Origin of the sequence: Nonomuraea sp. CA-143628, assembly GCF_050942315.1 — a bacterium.
Taxonomy (GTDB): Bacteria; Actinomycetota; Actinomycetes; order Streptosporangiales; family Streptosporangiaceae; genus Nonomuraea.
On the sequence record NZ_CP192072.1, the window covers coordinates 7,439,935 to 7,454,183 of the forward strand.

Sequence of the window (14,249 nt, forward strand, 5' to 3'; positions counted from 1 at the left end):
ACGGTGGCGATCCCCTACGCGCCGGGAGCCTTCGGAGATCTGGTCTGCCCGCGCTGTGGAGAGCTCCTGCCCGAGGCCGTCTACTGGATGGTGCTGACCCCGGACAGCGCCCCCGAACTGCTCGAACTGGTCGACGAGGGCCGCCTGAACCTGGTGGAGTGCGCCGTCTGCGGCGACCTCGGCGACCTCAGCGCCCCTGTGCTGTGGGCCGGCCATGGCCGGAGCATTCTCCTGTACGACACCTTCACCGCCTCCCGCGAGGAGTCGGCGGTCCGGGCAGAGATCTTCGCGCTGCTGGAGGAGCGGGGCGGGTTCGACGTGGACGCGCTGCGCGGCAACTCCCTGTCCGTACGCAACTTCCGTGAGCTGAACGACTTCCGTGAACTCGACGACGAGTGGTTCGCCCTCGCGCTCGAAGGGAGCCGGCTGCGCGAGGCCCGGCTGGGCATCTTCGGAGAGACCCGGGTCGAGGCGATCTGCCGTGACATCCGCACCTCCCCGATCTTCTTCATCAGCGACTACGAACGCTCCGCTGAGCTGCTCGGACGCCCCGAGCTCTGGCGCGGGGACGAGGCGCGGAGCGTCCGTGAGGTGCTCGACGGCGCGCTCCACCCGGACGACGAGACGTTGTCTCCCGGGTCGAAGGTGAAGAGCCTGACGCCTTCCGCGCGCGAGTGGTTCCAGACCGCGCTCGCCGAGGCCAGGCAGATCATCACGGGCGAGATCGACGATCTCGGCGAGCTCATCGGGGCGGAGCGGGCCGTCGGCGTCCTCCTGGACAGGGACATCTCTCTGACCCCCGCGGAGGCCGAGCGCTTCGGCGAGGCCGCGATCGGGTGGGACGCGCTCCTGAACGGGCTGCCGGACCTGCTCGAACAGCTCGCCGGGGAACCGGCCGGAGATCCTTCGGCCGCCCCGGAGAACGGCGGGGTACGCCAGATCATGCGCACCCTCGGCGGAGGAGAGTGGCAGCCCTTCACCTGGACCGACACTCACGTCACCGACCCGCCCGACGGGCTGGAAGAGGCCGTCGCCGCGTACGAGGCCGGACGGTACGAGGAGGCATTGGAGCGGACGCTGCTGGTGGAGCGTTCCTGCCGGCCCGACCAGAGGCGGCTGTGCGCGCTCTACACCGCGATGCTGACCTTGGAGTGCGGCCGGCCCTACGGACGCGGCATGGCCTGGGACGCGATCGAGGCGACGATCACCGACATCCAGCGCACCGGCCGGGTGGAGCTGAACGAGCTGACCGGGCTGGCGCATGTCCAGCGCGTGGTAGGCGAGGTGGAGAGGTCGATCGGGGAGTTCCAGTGGGCCCTCAACCATCAGCTCAGCGCGTTCGACCTCTATCTGAGTCTCGAGGACTGGGGCTGGCTGTCCGAAGTCGGCCCTGCCCTCGTCGTCTCCCTGGTGGCGTTCGGCCGCGAAGGCGAGGCGTTCGAGATCGCCGACCTGCTGAACACGGAGGAGATCGGGCACAGGATGCCCCGCGCGCTGCTCGCGGAGATGTTCGGCGCCCTGGCCTCCGCCGTGAACCCCGGACTGGAGATCGTCTGTGATCTGGCCACCGGGGAGCTCGGCGCCATCGACCTGGGCGGGGCCAAGTCGATGGCCGTGGTGGAGTTCCGTAGCCCCGACGCTCCCGCCGAGGCCGGCACGCTGATCGTCGGGAATCACTGCCTGAACGAGCTGGTCCGGGCGCTGGCCGACGCGGAGGATCCCGCTGACCGGCTACGGCTGCTCCTGGCGATCCTTCAGGCGGAGACCGGCTTCCTGGCCGGCGGCCGCGCGCCACGGGAAACGGTCAACGGCAGCCTGATCCGGAGCGTGCACCAGCTCGTGAAATTGGCGCTCCAGGCTGCCGGAGACGATCCCCCGCAGGACCTGGCGACGGACATCGCCCTCGCCTTCGCGCTGGCCTGTCAGGTGGCGGTCATCGAGGCGCTGCGGGCGGATGAGATCTTCGTCCGTGGCGGTCCGACAGGCGACCTGTCGGTCCGGCTGTGGGGATCGGCGCTGCTCACCGGCAAGGTGGCCTACGCGCTCGACCGCATCCTGGACGAACGGCGCCGCAACACCATGACCGCGCACGGATGGCTGACCGAGGCGGTCCTCACCAGCTACGCGCTGGCCCTGGAGACCGCGGAAGAGCTCGACCAGGCCATCGACCTCTACCAGGAGCTGATACCCCGCGCCGAGAAGCGGCGTTCGGCCTTCCTCAACCGGATGCTCACGCTCTGGGCCCAGGCCTCGATGACCCCGCCCTACACCCGGCTCTCGCGCTGCCTTTTCGCCCGTTACCTGTCCGGTGGAGACTTCCAGGACGCCCTCCTCGCGGGCGACGCGCTCGAGCGGCATCGCGCGCGGGAGCTCCGGCAGCGGGGCATCGTCCTGACCGGGACGGAGCCGTCCCGGTGGCTGGTCTCGCCGCTCACGTCGGCCGCGGCCACGCTGCCGGACGGGCACGCCGTCATCTGCGTCGGCCTGCATCCCCACACGGTTCGCGTCGAGGGCCGGTGGATGGCGGTCGGGCTCCCCGCCGACCCGCCGGCTTCGTCGGCGGGGAGCCCGACCGCCGACGGGTGGGCGGAGGAGACCACCCCGCCCGAGCTGCTCTTCGAGGCCCACGTCTGGTTCTCCGACCGGATGCAGGAGGCGGCACAGGCGGTACGCGAGGCGCGGATCGCCACCATGGAGGAGTACGCCGGCATCCTCGAACGGTTCGTCCCGGCCGCGGACGTCCACGAGCGCCTCGCCACGCTCTGGCAGGCACTGGGGGCAGATGCCGGACGCTTCGGCGAGCTGCACCTCAGCACCGAGGGCTACGCGCTCCAGCTGCCGTGGTCGGCGGCCGCCCTGGTCTCGGCGGGAGAAGCGGTCGTGGTGCGGGTCGTGGCGACCACAGCGCTGGTCGGACGGCCTCAGCGGCCGGCCGAGCCGGTTCCGACGATCGTCGTCGCCGTTCAGGACGACCGGTCGGAGCGCGCGAACGCGCAACTGGTGGAGGCGGGCGGCGACCTGGCCGAGCTGATCTACTCGGAGCAGCCCTCGGACGAGGCCGGCGTCGGGGTCTGCCTCCAGGCGGATCTCCATCAGGTGGGCTCCGCCGACGCCCTCGTGCTCCTGGGACACGGCCGCCGCGGCCGGGGCCTCACCCACGCGCTGCACGATTTCACCACGCAGCCGCGCACGGTCGTCCTGCTGGGCTGCTGGTCGGCCCACATCGACCAGGACCTCTCCCACATGGAGGTCGAGGGCTTGGCCGTCTCGCTGCTGGCCTCCGGCGTCGAGGCGGTCCTCGCCTCCCTCTGGCCGGTGACCCTGGAAGCGGGCGCCCTGCTCACCTCCCGCTACCTCGCCGAGCTGAGCCGCGGAGTCCCACCCGGACGCGCCTTCGCCACGGCCCGAACCGTGCTCCGCTCCGACCCCCGCTTCGACCATCCGGCCGTTTGGTGCGGTTTCACCCTCTTTGGCTGAAGCTCGCGCGATAGGCCGTGGGAGTGAGCCCGACCCGGTTCGACAGGTGCTTGCGGAGGGAGTCCGCGCTGCCCAGACCGCTCTTCCCCGCCACCTGGTCCATGGGCAGCTCCGTGGTCTCCAGAAGCTCCCTGGCCCGGTCGACGCGCCGGTGCAGCAGCCACTGGAGTGGGCTCAGCCCGGTCTCCGCGTGGAAGCTCCTGGTCAGGGTACGCACGCTGATCTTGGCGTGTCCGGCCAGGTCGGCCAGGGTGAGCGGGCGATCGAGGTGCTCCAGTGCCCAGGCCCGGGTGGGAGCGAGTGAGGTGCCGCGCTCGGGAGGCAGTGGTGTCTCGATGAACTGGGACTGGCCGCCTGGCCGTACGGGAGCGACGACCGCGAGCCGCGCGGCCGCGTTGGCCACCGCGGCGCCATAGTCGAGCCTGACCAGATGCAGGCACAGGTCGATAGCGGCCGCGGCGCCCGCCGAGGTGAAGATGCCGCCGTCCTCGACGAACAGGACGTCAGGCCGTACCTCGATCGACGGGAAGCGGGTGGCGAGGTCGTCGGCCAGCCCCCAGTGGGTGGTGGCGCGGCGCCCATCCAACAGGCCGGCCTGGGCCAGCACGAACGCGCCCGTACACAGTGAGGCGATCCGGGCGCCGCCGGCCGCGGCCTTCCTCAGGGCGTCGAGGACCTCCGGGGGTGCCTGCTCGCCGCCGCTGCCGACGGCGAGCACCGTGTCCGCGCCGTCCATCGCGTCCAGACCGTCCGCCACCACGACGTCGGGGCCCCCTACGGTCGGCAGCGGACCGGGCCGCGCCGTACAGACGCGCACGTCATAGTGCGGGACGCTGTTGAAGACCATGGAGGGGATCGAGATGTCGAAGCTCAGCACGGGGGGCACGACGACTGCGGCGACGCGGTGCATGGCCAGATCCTCCGGATAGTTGGCATTCCGGCCACTATGCCAGGAGGCCGCGGGTCGGCACCTTAGTGGTCATGAAATTTCATGTGATCGTGGGTCGTGGGGCCACCGCGTCGAGGACCGCTCTGCTGCTGGCCGAGGACGGCGAGCGGGTACGGATGATCAGCCGCACCGGCGGCGGGCCCGAGCACCCGCTCGTCGACAAGGTCGCCGCGGACGCGACCGACACCGATCGGCTCACCGAGCTGACCGAGGGGGCGGACACGCTGTTCACCACCGCCGCGCCGCCGTACCACACCTGGCCCGAGCTGTTCCCGATCCTGTCGGCGTCGCTGCTCACCGCGGTTCGGCGGACCGGGACCGCCTACGTGATGCTCGGCAATCACTACGCCTACGGGCCGGTGGACGGGCCGATCACCCCGGACTTCCCGCTGGCCGCGGCCGGGTCCAAAGGGCGAACCAGGGCGCGGGTGTGGGAGGAGGCCGCGTCCTCAGGGGTGCGGGTCACCGAGGTACGGGCCGCCCAGTTCTACGGCGCCGGAGCCTTCTCGGTGTTCAGTCTCATGGTGCAGCGGCATGTACTGGAGGGCAGGCTCGCCCTGGTGCCGCAGGAGCTCGACGTGCCGCACAGCTACACGGCGATCGGCGACGCCGCGTGCACGCTGGTCACCGCGAGCCGCGACGAGCAGGCGTACGGCAGGGCGTGGCACGCGCCCACCTCAACGCTGTCGGTACGGGAGCTGGCCGGGCGGCTCGCCGAACTCGCGGGGGCGCCGGAACCGCGGATGGAGGAGATGACCGAACGCGACCGGACCCTGCTCGCGTACACCGACCCGCTCTGGGGGGAAATGCATGAAGTGCTCACCAAGCCCGGCCATCCGTTCGTCGTCGACTACTCCGAGACCGAGAAGATCCTCGGCGTGCGTGCCACCCCGGTCGACGACGTGCTCCGGGAAGTGATCTAGCGCTGGAGCGTGTTGCCCAGCGCCTGGGCGTGCCTTTATGGAGTTCCGGGCAGCGTCTTCAGCATGAATGGGAGAAACCGGTCAAAGACCATCATAGGCACCATCTTCGCCGGCTCGGCCTTGCTCGCGGCCGGAGCCTGCGCAGGCGCCCACACTCAGTCCGGCACCATCAAGGCGGAGCCCGCGCGAGGCGTCATCCCCCTGCCCATGTCGACGCCGGGCGGTCCCCAGCAGGAACCCGGCGACATGGCGAGCCTCGAGAAGGCGGCCACCGCTGCCACGAACTCCGCCGAGGGCTCCCATGTCCTCTCGGTCCAGTCAGAGAACGACGGCAAGATCTGGGAGGTCCAACTGGCGAGCCCTGATGGCACCGAGCGGCTGCTGGAAGTGGACGCGTCGGGAAAGGTGGTCTCGGAAGCCAGGTCCAAGGACACCGGCAAATATGAGAAGGCCAGGGTCATGGGACTGATCAAGGACGCCAAGGTGACGTTCAAGGACGCGCTGGAGAAGGTGTCCTCCTCGGTGTCGCACGGCAAGATCACCCACATGAGCCTGGACAAGTACAACAACGACCTTCTCGTCTGGGATGTCGATGTCCTCAGCCCGGACGGCGCCTGGCAGGGGCTCAAGATCGACGCCAAGACCGGCGCCGTGACCAAGAGCCACTAGAGGCGCCGAGTCCGGCGGGCAGCCGACGCCGCTACGGCGTTCCGGGATGCCGGAGGAGTTGCAGGCTGATGCCGCGAGCGGCCGCCAGCACCGGGGGTACGACGCCGGGCATGGGCAAGCCCGGCAGTGGATCGTCGGCGCGGACGACGACCGAGAGCGCGGCCACCACCTCGTCGGCCGCGTCGCTCACGGGCGCGGCCACCGACACCGCGTCGAGGGTGACCTGCCGGTCGCTGACGGCGAAGCCGGTGCGCCGCACCTCGGCCAGCACGCGCCGCAGCGCGTCCGGGTCCACGATGGTCTTGTTGGTGAAGGCCGCCAGCGGCCTGCCCAGGTAGCGCTCCTGGAAGGCCCGGGGCGCGTACGCGAGCAGCACCAGGCCGACACCGGTGGCGTGCGCGGGCCATCGTCCTCCCACCCGGCTGTGCACGCCGACGGCGTCGTGGCTGGAGATCCGCTCGATGTACACGACGTCCAGCCCGTCGAGTACGGCGAGCTGGACGTGCTGACGGGTCGCCACGAACAGGTCCTCGAGGTAGGGCATGGCCACCTCGCGCAGCCCCAGGCCGCGAGGTGCCAGTGCCGCGACCTCCCACAGGTGCAGGCCGATCTGGTAGCGGCCGTTACGGTCGCGTTCGAGCGCGCCCCACGCGACCAGCTCGCCGACCAGGCGGTGCGCCGTCGTCAGCGGCATCCTGGTCCGCCGGCTGATGTCGGACAGGGTCAGCCGGCGGCGTTCGCCGGAGAACGCGTCCAGAACACTGAGCACCCGGCTGGCCACCGACCGCGCCGGATCCGGTTGCCTGGACGGGCTTGCCATCGTTGCTGTGGTCATGGTCATGGGCAGCGCCTCCGACCGTCGATCGCGCTTCGAGTACGCCGGGTCCCGGCCTCACCATTTCGTTGAATGTTGTCTGCGGCAACGTAATCCCGGGAGGCGAGACGGGTCTAGCCCTATTTCCGGGCTAATTTGTTGCCTTTCATAACAATCTAGAAACACGCCTGTCACGCCCGCGGGCTACTACGACGGACCGGCCGTTGCTTGAATTCCCCCGCGAGGGGGAGGTTCTTCGCCCAGGAGGGGGAGATCGCCAGAGGATGGTGGGCATTACCGTCGGCGGCCATGAGATCACGTACGCGGCGGGCGCTGCTGGGCGCGGGCTGGGCAGGCGCGGCCGCACTCACACTGGTGGCGCCGGGAAACCTGGTCATGCGGCTGGCGTTCGGCAAGCTCGGTGACCCCGCGCTCGTCCGGCAGATACTGCTTGCCGCTCTGGGGTTGCTGCTCGCGCTGACGACCACGTGCTACGGCACGCGTACCGCCCCACGCCCACACGAGCGCCGGGCCGATGAGACGTTCCGTCCCGCGCTCTGGGCCAAGGTGGTGACCTGGGTGGCGGCCGGCGTGCCGGTGCTGGGCTTCTCGGTTCCGCACCTGTTGTGGGGACTGGGCGTACCGTTCGGGGTGGCGGCAGGCTCCCGCGCCAGCCTGACGGAGCTGGGCGGCTCGGCGGTGTTCTGGGGTCTGCTCGTCGCCGGACCGGCCGCCGGGGCCCTGCTCACCCTGGGTCTGATCAGCCGATGGGGCCAGGTCGTCCCGGGATGGGTGCCGTTCGCGGGGCGGCGCCGGGTGCCGCGTGGCCTGGCGGTCGTTCCGGCGGCGGTGGTGGGTCTGCTGGTCGGCCAGTACGGGGCGATGATGACCAGATGCCTGGCGTTCGGCATCACCCGCACGTGCGCGCCCGACGGCGGTGCCATGGTGCTCGACGGGAGCTGGGGGTTCGCGGGGACCTATCCGGTCTTCCTGGCCTGGGGTGTGTTCCTGCTCGCCGCCACCGTGGGTTACCTTCACACCACTGGGCGAAAAGCTTGACAGCCGGGCATGGCGGCCGATGTCGCCATGCCCGGCTGTCTAAGCCGACTTGTCAGAAGGGGCAGGTGTCCATCCACTGGGTCACCAGTGAGGGGTTGGTCCGGTCGGCGTCACGCTGGGTGCCGCACAGGAACGGCGTGAAGCGGGTGTCGCTGCGCAACCAGCGGCTGAAGAACGACACGATCCACTTGCCCTGCTTGGCCTTGTTGCCGTTGCCGGTCATCGGGCAGAGGTGGTCGCCGGGAACCTCGATGTACATCTTCTCGGCCTGGGTCATGCTGTTGTACCAGGGCTTGGCGTAGGTGTTGCCGGGCGCGGCGACGTCGCTCGCGCAGGTCAGGAAGAACGTCGGCTTGTTGACGGCGGCGAAGTTGGGGGTCTGGTGGAAGGGGGCGAGGGGTACGCCCGCCTTGAACCGGCTGTCGTCACGCAGCGCCACCATCGTGCCGCCCCCGCCCATGGAGTGGCCGGACACGCCGAGGGTGCCGTTCAGCTTGCCCGAGAGGGGGTTGCCCGTGGCGTTGCCGAGGTTGAGCAGCTGGGTGCCGGCCGCCCTGATCTCCGTGCCTCGCTGGTCGGGGCTGTCGCTCAGGGTGTTGGTGTCGACGTTGATGACCACGAAGCCCCAGGACGCCAGACGCGGGCCGAGCCAGCTCAGGTTCGCCTGCGTGCCCTGATATCCCGGCATCAGGACGATGCCCGGATACGAGCCACTGGCCGTCGGGTACGTGACGGTGCCGGCCTTGTAGCCGCTGGGGTTCGGGACCGTGTACGTCGCGGTGGCCAACGGTCCGTTGGTCGCCTCCAGCGACTGGATCGTGGGATCGGGGATGGTGCCACCCCCCGGCGGCGTGGTGCCGCCCGATGTGCCGTAGACCTGGAACTCCCACAGGGAGTAGCCATAGGCGGTCCCTCGCGCCGTTCCGAGCAGCCGTATGTACCGGCCGCTACCGGCCACGGTGAGAGATTGCACCCCGCCCGTGCCGCTGGTGGTCGTGTAGACGGTGGTCCAGGCCGAACCGTCCGCGGAGGTCTGGATCTGGAAGGCGCGGCCGTAGGCGGCCTCCCAGTTCAGCACGACCTGGGTGATGGTGGCGGTGGCGCCGAGGTCGACCCCCAGCCATTGGGGGTCGCTGAAGGCGCTGCCCCAGCGGGTGGTGGCATTGCCGTCCACCGCCGCCGAAGCCGGCGTGGTGGCGTTCTCGGTGGATGACGCGGTCGCCGGCTTGCCCTGGGACAGCAACTCGGCGGCGGCGACCTGAGTGGTGGCGGCCCGGGCGGCGACGGTGCCGCCGGCGAGCGCGGTCGCCAAGGCGACGATCACCACGACGCACGCCGCCGACCAGGAGGCGCGGCTCGGCGGTCGCCCGTCGGCTGGATTGAGGGGGAATCTCATGGTTTTCCTCTCCGGAACGAAGACGGCGGGCATGGCTCCGCCGCCAAAAGGGACAGGACACGAGGCAGGAAGGGACGCGGCTCTGAGCAGAGCCTTGGAGCACATCCATCGATGAATGCCGAGTTGCTGCACCATATGTGGCGATCTACGGCCCAGGAAGCGCTCTCACCGCTGAACGGAAGATAAATGACTTTGTCTCCGCTTTGGCGGGAGACCTCAGCGAACGTCTTCCGGACGATGGAAGAGGTCCTTGTCGCGTATTCAGCCTGGCCATATGTTGTCGGGCACAACATATATCGGAGATCATCATTGACGCGTCCCAGCTCAGGCCAGGGTCCGCGGCCCCTGGCCATCCCCCTGAGAGAGGACCTGGCACATGCCCCGACGACTCCATAGAGCGACCGCCCTGGCGGCCGCCGCCCTCCTGACGCTGGCTGGTGTCGCCCAGTCGCCACCGGCGGCCGGGGCCAGCGAACCCCTGAGCTCGTCGTACGGGCCCGAGCAGCGTGCCGAGCGGATGCTGGCCCGCATGACCCTCGACGAGAAGATCGCCATGCTGCACGGCGTCGGCTTCGAGTTCGGCAAGGGGTACGCCGGGCGGATCCCGGGCAACACCCGGCTGGGCATCACCGCGATCTACCTGGCCGACGGCCCCAACGGAGTCGCCAACGGCAGCACGGGCATCACCGCCTTCCCCGCCGCCATCAACGGCTCGGCCACCTGGGACACCGCGCTCATGCGGCGCTACGGCGAGGCGGTCGGCGCCGAGCAGGCCGGCAAGGGTCACAACGTCGCCCTGGCGCCGACGATCAACATCGTGCGCTCGCCGCGCTGGGGCCGTACCTTCGAGACCTTCAGCGAGGACCCCTACCTCACCGCGCGGATGGCCACCGAGCAGGTGAAAGGGGTCCAGAGCCAGGGCGTCATAGCGATGCCCAAGCACTTCGCGGCCAACAACCAGGAGACCGACCGTGGCAAGGTCGACGTCCGGGTCTCCGAGCGGGCGCTCAACGAGATCTACTATCCGGGCTTCCGCGCGGCCGTGCGGGACGGCGGAGCAAGGTCCGTCATGTGCGCCTACCCCAAGGTCAACGGCACCTACGCCTGCGAGAACGGCGACCTGCTGCGCGACGCGCTCAAGGACGCGATGGCGTTCACCGGGTTCGTGGTGTCCGACTGGGGCGCCACCCACAGCACGGTCGCCTCGGCCGGCGCCGGGCTGGACGTGGAGATGCCGGGATCGACGTATTTCGGCGACGCGCTGAAGCAGGCGGTGGCGGCCGGTCAGGTGACGGTCGCGGCCCTCGACGACAAGGTCCGCCGCATTCTCACCGCGATGTACCGGACGGGCCTGTTCGACCGTGACTACACGCCACGCGACGAGGTGTCCACGCCCGCGCATCGGGAGCTGGCCCGGGGCCTGGCCGAGCAGGGCATGGTGCTGCTCAGGAACGAGCGCGGCGTACTGCCGCTGAACAAGGCGAGGTCGCTGGCCGTGATCGGCGACGCGACCGGCGACCACGCGACCTTCTACGGCGGCGGTTCGGCCGCGCTGCAGCCGTCCACCACCGTGACCCCGCTGGCCGGTCTGACCGCACGGGCCGGCGGCGCCGTCACCCTGAACCAGGCCCGCGGCACGCTCGGCACCGGCGCCCTGCCCGTGCTCTCCGGCGACCTGCTGCGGCCCACGTCGGGCGACGGCCCGGGGCTGAGCGCCACCTACTACCCCGCTCCCGACTTCACCGGCGACCCCGTGCTCACCCGGGTCGAGCCCTCGGTGAGCTTCGCCGGAGCGCCCAGCGGCGTCACCGGCACCTGGTCGGCCCGGTGGACCGGCACACTGACCCCGCCCAAGACCGGCGGCTACCGTTTCTCCCTGAACGGCTCGGGCCGGGCCCGGCTCTACATCGACGGCAAGCTCGTCGCCGCGAACCACACCGAGTTCGGCGGCATCGCCCACGGGCTGGCCGACCTGACGGCCGGACGGATCGTCTCGATCAAGCTCGAGTACTCCACCGCGGGCTCCCTCTTCGGCGCCGCCCTGCAACTCGGCTGGGCCGCGCCCGACCCCGCGCTGCTGGCCGAGGCCGTGGCCGCCGCCCGGCGCTCCGACGTCGCGCTCGTCTTCGTCAACGACGCCATCAGTGAGGGCGCCGACCGCGACTCCCTCGCCCTGCCCGGCGACCAGGATCAGCTCATCGAGGCCGTCGCCGCGGCCAACCCGCGAACCGTGGTCGTGCTCAACACCGGCGCGCCGTCGCTGATGCCGTGGCTGAACCGGGTGGCCGGGGTGCTCCAGGCGTGGTACCCGGGTCAGGAGTACGGCAACGCGGTCGCGGCCGTGCTGTTCGGCGACGTCAACCCGTCCGGCAAGCTGCCGGTGACCTTCCCCGCCGACGACCGGCAGGGCCCGGACGTCGCCTACGGCTTCCCCGGCGACGGCACCACGGTCCGCTACGACGAGGGCCTGAACGTGGGCTACCGCTGGTACGATGCCCGGCGCCAGCGCCCGTTGTTCCCCTTCGGCCACGGCCTGTCCTACACCAGCTTCGCGTACGACAGCCTGCGGGCCGACAGCCACGCCGTACGCGTCCGGGTCACCAACACCGGAGCCCGCGCCGGAGCCGAGACCGCCCAGCTCTACCTAGGCTTCCCCAGCGCGGCGGGCGAGCCTCCCCAGCAGCTCAAGGGCTTCCAGAAGGTGTGGTTGCGACCCGGGCAGAGCACCGTGGTCACCTTCCCGCTCGACAGCGCCGCGCTGTCCACCTGGAGCCCGGCCGCGAAACGCTGGGTCGCCTCCCATGGCGTCTTCACCGCCGCGGTGGGCGCGTCATCCCGCGATCTGCGCGTGACCGGTCAGTTCCGCGGCTGACACGCGCGACCGATCGGTTACGCGGCTGACCCCCCACTCCCCTCAAGCCGCCGGCAGCGCGAACTCCACCGGAGCACTCGCGCTGCCGAGCCATGCCGTAGGGCGCGGCGACGAAGAACCCTCCCGTCTTGGTGAACCGGCACGAATCGGCCGCCCTCACTGTGGCGTACGGTCGCGGGTGACATCGACTACTCGGAGGGCCGGCAGGTTGATCGCGGTCAGGGAACTACACGAGATCGCGGAGTTCGAGGAACTGTTCGCGCTGTTCGACGGCATCTGGCGGTTCGACCAGGGCGGGCAGCCGATCACGGTCGAGCTGATGCGGGCGCTGTCGCACGCGGGCGGCTACGTCGCGGGCGCCTTCGACGGCGACCGGATGGCCGGCGGGTCCGTCGGATTCCTCGCGGCGGGCAACGCGCTGCACTCCCACATCACCGGCGCGTCCGCCGGACGCGGCATCGGGTTCGAGGTCAAGCTGCACCAGCGCCAGTGGGCGCTGGAGCGCGAGCTGGGCCGGGTCACCTGGACCTACGATCCGCTGGTACGCCGCAACGCCCATTTCAACCTCGCCAAGCTGGGCGCCAGGCCGCGCGAATACCTGCCCGGCTTCTACGGCATCATGGACGACGAGATCAACCAGGGCGACGAGTCCGACCGGATGCTGGCCGTCTGGGAGCTGTCCGCGCCGCACGTCGAGGCCCTGGCCAGGCGCGAGCCGTGGCCGGTCCACGTGCCGGGCGACGCGGTGGTGGGCCTGGCCGACGACGGGGGCCGGCCGGCGCCGGGCCCCACGGACGCCGCGGTGGTGCTGGTGGCCGCGCCTCCGGACATCGAGGGGTTGCGCCGGGCCGACCCGGGAACGGCCAAGGCATGGCGTCATGCCATGCGCGACGTCCTGGGCGGACTGATCGCCGAAGGCCGCGTCGTCACCGGGTTCCATCAGAAGTCCTTTTACGTAGTGGAGAAAGCGTGAAGATCACCGGAGTTGAGCTGCGGCGGATCGCGATGCCGCTGGTGGCGCCGTTCCGCACCTCGTTCGGCACCGAGACGGCCCGCGACGTGCTGCTGGTGCGGGTCGTGACGCCCGACGCCGAGGGCTGGGGCGAGTGCGTGGCCATGTCGGAGCCGCTCTACTCCCCCGAGTACGTCGACGGCGCGGCCGAGGTGATCCGGCGCTTCCTGCTGCCCGCCCTGCCCCGCACCCTCGACGCGAACGCCGTCGGCCGGGCCCTGGAGCCGATCAAGGGCCACCGGATGGCCAAGGCCGCCCTGGAGACGGCCGTGCTGGACGCCCAGCTCAGGGCGGCAGGCGAGTCGTTCGGCCGCTTCCTCGGCGCGGCCCGTGACCGGGTGCCGTGCGGGGTCTCCGTCGGCATCATGGACTCGATCCCGCAGTTGCTCGACGCCGTCGAGGGCTACCTCGACGAGGGGTACGTGCGGATCAAGCTGAAGATCGAACCCGGCTGGGACGTGGAGCCGGTCAGGGCGGTGCGCGAGCGGTTCGGCGACGACGTTCTCCTCCAGGTCGACGCGAACGCCGCCTACACCCTCGTGGACGCCCGCCAGCTGGCCAAGCTGGACGACTTCGGCCTGCTGCTCATCGAGCAGCCCCTGGCCAACGACGACTTCGTCCAGCACGCCAAGCTGGCCAAGCAGCTGCGGACGCCGATCTGCCTGGATGAGTCGATCGAGTCGGTCGAGCACGCCGCGGCCGCGATCGCCCTGGGCTCGTGCTCGATCGTCAACGTCAAGCCCGGCCGGATCGGCGGCTACCTGGAGGCCCGCCGCATCCACGACCTGTGCCGGGCGAACGGGATCGCGGTGTGGTGCGGCGGCATGCTGGAGACCGGGCTCGGCCGGGCCGCGAACGTGGCGCTGGCCGCGCTGCCCGGGTTCACGCTGCCGGGCGACACCTCGGCCTCGCGCCGCTACTTCGCCACCGACATCACCGAGCCGTTCGAGCTGAGCGACGGCCACCTGGCGGTGCCGACCGGGCCGGGGCTGGGCGTCGCGCCCATTCCGGCCGTGCTCGACGAGGTCACCACCGCCACCGAATGGATCACCCTCTGAGCCCTCGGTCAACCCTCGGG

Annotated in this window: 10 protein-coding genes; 7 read left to right on the forward strand and 3 right to left on the reverse strand. The window is 70.7% G+C overall.

Annotated elements, in window-relative coordinates:
* Positions 1 to 3: 3 nt before the first annotated feature.
* Complete coding sequence (locus ACQP2T_RS34120) at positions 4 to 3,477, forward strand: CHAT domain-containing protein (RefSeq protein ID WP_433508994.1); 3,474 nt, start codon at positions 4 to 6, stop codon at positions 3,475 to 3,477.
* Here the strand turns inward: ACQP2T_RS34120 and ACQP2T_RS34125 are convergent.
* A complete protein-coding gene (locus tag ACQP2T_RS34125) occupies positions 3,461 to 4,387 on the reverse strand; it encodes a GlxA family transcriptional regulator (protein ID WP_433508995.1) in 927 nt (308 codons plus the stop codon). The two genes, ACQP2T_RS34120 and ACQP2T_RS34125, sit on opposite strands and share 17 nt — an antisense overlap.
* Positions 4,388 to 4,458: 71 nt before the next feature.
* On the opposite strand from ACQP2T_RS34125, the gene ACQP2T_RS34130 reads away from it, so the two are divergent.
* Positions 4,459 to 5,349, forward strand: coding sequence for an NAD-dependent epimerase (locus ACQP2T_RS34130; protein ID WP_433508996.1), 891 nt, complete (start codon positions 4,459 to 4,461; stop codon positions 5,347 to 5,349).
* 63 nt (positions 5,350 to 5,412) lie between these two features.
* Complete coding sequence (locus ACQP2T_RS34135; protein ID WP_433508997.1) at positions 5,413 to 6,018, forward strand: PepSY domain-containing protein; 606 nt, start codon at positions 5,413 to 5,415, stop codon at positions 6,016 to 6,018.
* A gap of 31 nt (positions 6,019 to 6,049) precedes the next feature.
* Here ACQP2T_RS34135 and ACQP2T_RS34140 read toward each other — a convergent pair whose 3' ends face one another.
* Complete coding sequence (locus tag ACQP2T_RS34140) at positions 6,050 to 6,859, reverse strand: IclR family transcriptional regulator (protein ID WP_433508998.1); 810 nt, start codon at positions 6,857 to 6,859, stop codon at positions 6,050 to 6,052.
* Between the two features lie 282 nt (positions 6,860 to 7,141).
* On the opposite strand from ACQP2T_RS34140, the gene ACQP2T_RS34145 reads away from it, so the two are divergent.
* Positions 7,142 to 7,891: a hypothetical protein gene (locus tag ACQP2T_RS34145; protein WP_433508999.1), complete on the forward strand. Its 750-nt coding sequence runs from the start codon at positions 7,142 to 7,144 to the stop codon at positions 7,889 to 7,891.
* A gap of 52 nt (positions 7,892 to 7,943) precedes the next feature.
* On the opposite strand, the gene ACQP2T_RS34150 is transcribed toward ACQP2T_RS34145, so the two are convergent.
* Positions 7,944 to 9,287: a galactose-binding domain-containing protein gene (locus ACQP2T_RS34150; RefSeq protein ID WP_433509000.1), complete on the reverse strand. Its 1,344-nt coding sequence runs from the start codon at positions 9,285 to 9,287 to the stop codon at positions 7,944 to 7,946.
* 376 nt (positions 9,288 to 9,663) lie between these two features.
* On the opposite strand from ACQP2T_RS34150, the gene ACQP2T_RS34155 reads away from it, so the two are divergent.
* From ACQP2T_RS34155 to menC, 3 genes are all read left to right on the forward strand, one after another.
* Complete coding sequence (locus tag ACQP2T_RS34155; protein ID WP_433509001.1) at positions 9,664 to 12,159, forward strand: glycoside hydrolase family 3 protein; 2,496 nt, start codon at positions 9,664 to 9,666, stop codon at positions 12,157 to 12,159.
* 208 nt (positions 12,160 to 12,367) lie between these two features.
* Complete coding sequence (locus ACQP2T_RS34160) at positions 12,368 to 13,132, forward strand: GNAT family N-acetyltransferase (protein ID WP_433509002.1); 765 nt, start codon at positions 12,368 to 12,370, stop codon at positions 13,130 to 13,132.
* Complete coding sequence (gene menC, locus ACQP2T_RS34165; protein ID WP_357953395.1) at positions 13,129 to 14,229, forward strand: o-succinylbenzoate synthase; 1,101 nt, start codon at positions 13,129 to 13,131, stop codon at positions 14,227 to 14,229. The genes ACQP2T_RS34160 and menC overlap by 4 nt, the downstream gene beginning before the upstream one ends.
* Positions 14,230 to 14,249: the final 20 nt, after the last annotated feature.

Coding starts and splice junctions, on each gene's coding strand:
- ACQP2T_RS34125 (WP_433508995.1), bottom strand. CDS start 4,387: ATGCACCGCGTCGCCGCAGTCGTCGTGCCCCCCGTGCTGAGCTTCGAC.
- ACQP2T_RS34145 (WP_433508999.1), top strand. CDS start 7,142: ATGAGATCACGTACGCGGCGGGCGCTGCTGGGCGCGGGCTGGGCAGGC.
- ACQP2T_RS34150 (WP_433509000.1), bottom strand. CDS start 9,287: ATGAGATTCCCCCTCAATCCAGCCGACGGGCGACCGCCGAGCCGCGCC.
- ACQP2T_RS34130 (WP_433508996.1), top strand. CDS start 4,459: ATGAAATTTCATGTGATCGTGGGTCGTGGGGCCACCGCGTCGAGGACC.
- ACQP2T_RS34135 (WP_433508997.1), top strand. CDS start 5,413: ATGAATGGGAGAAACCGGTCAAAGACCATCATAGGCACCATCTTCGCC.
- ACQP2T_RS34155 (WP_433509001.1), top strand. CDS start 9,664: ATGCCCCGACGACTCCATAGAGCGACCGCCCTGGCGGCCGCCGCCCTC.
- ACQP2T_RS34140 (WP_433508998.1), bottom strand. CDS start 6,859: ATGACCATGACCACAGCAACGATGGCAAGCCCGTCCAGGCAACCGGAT.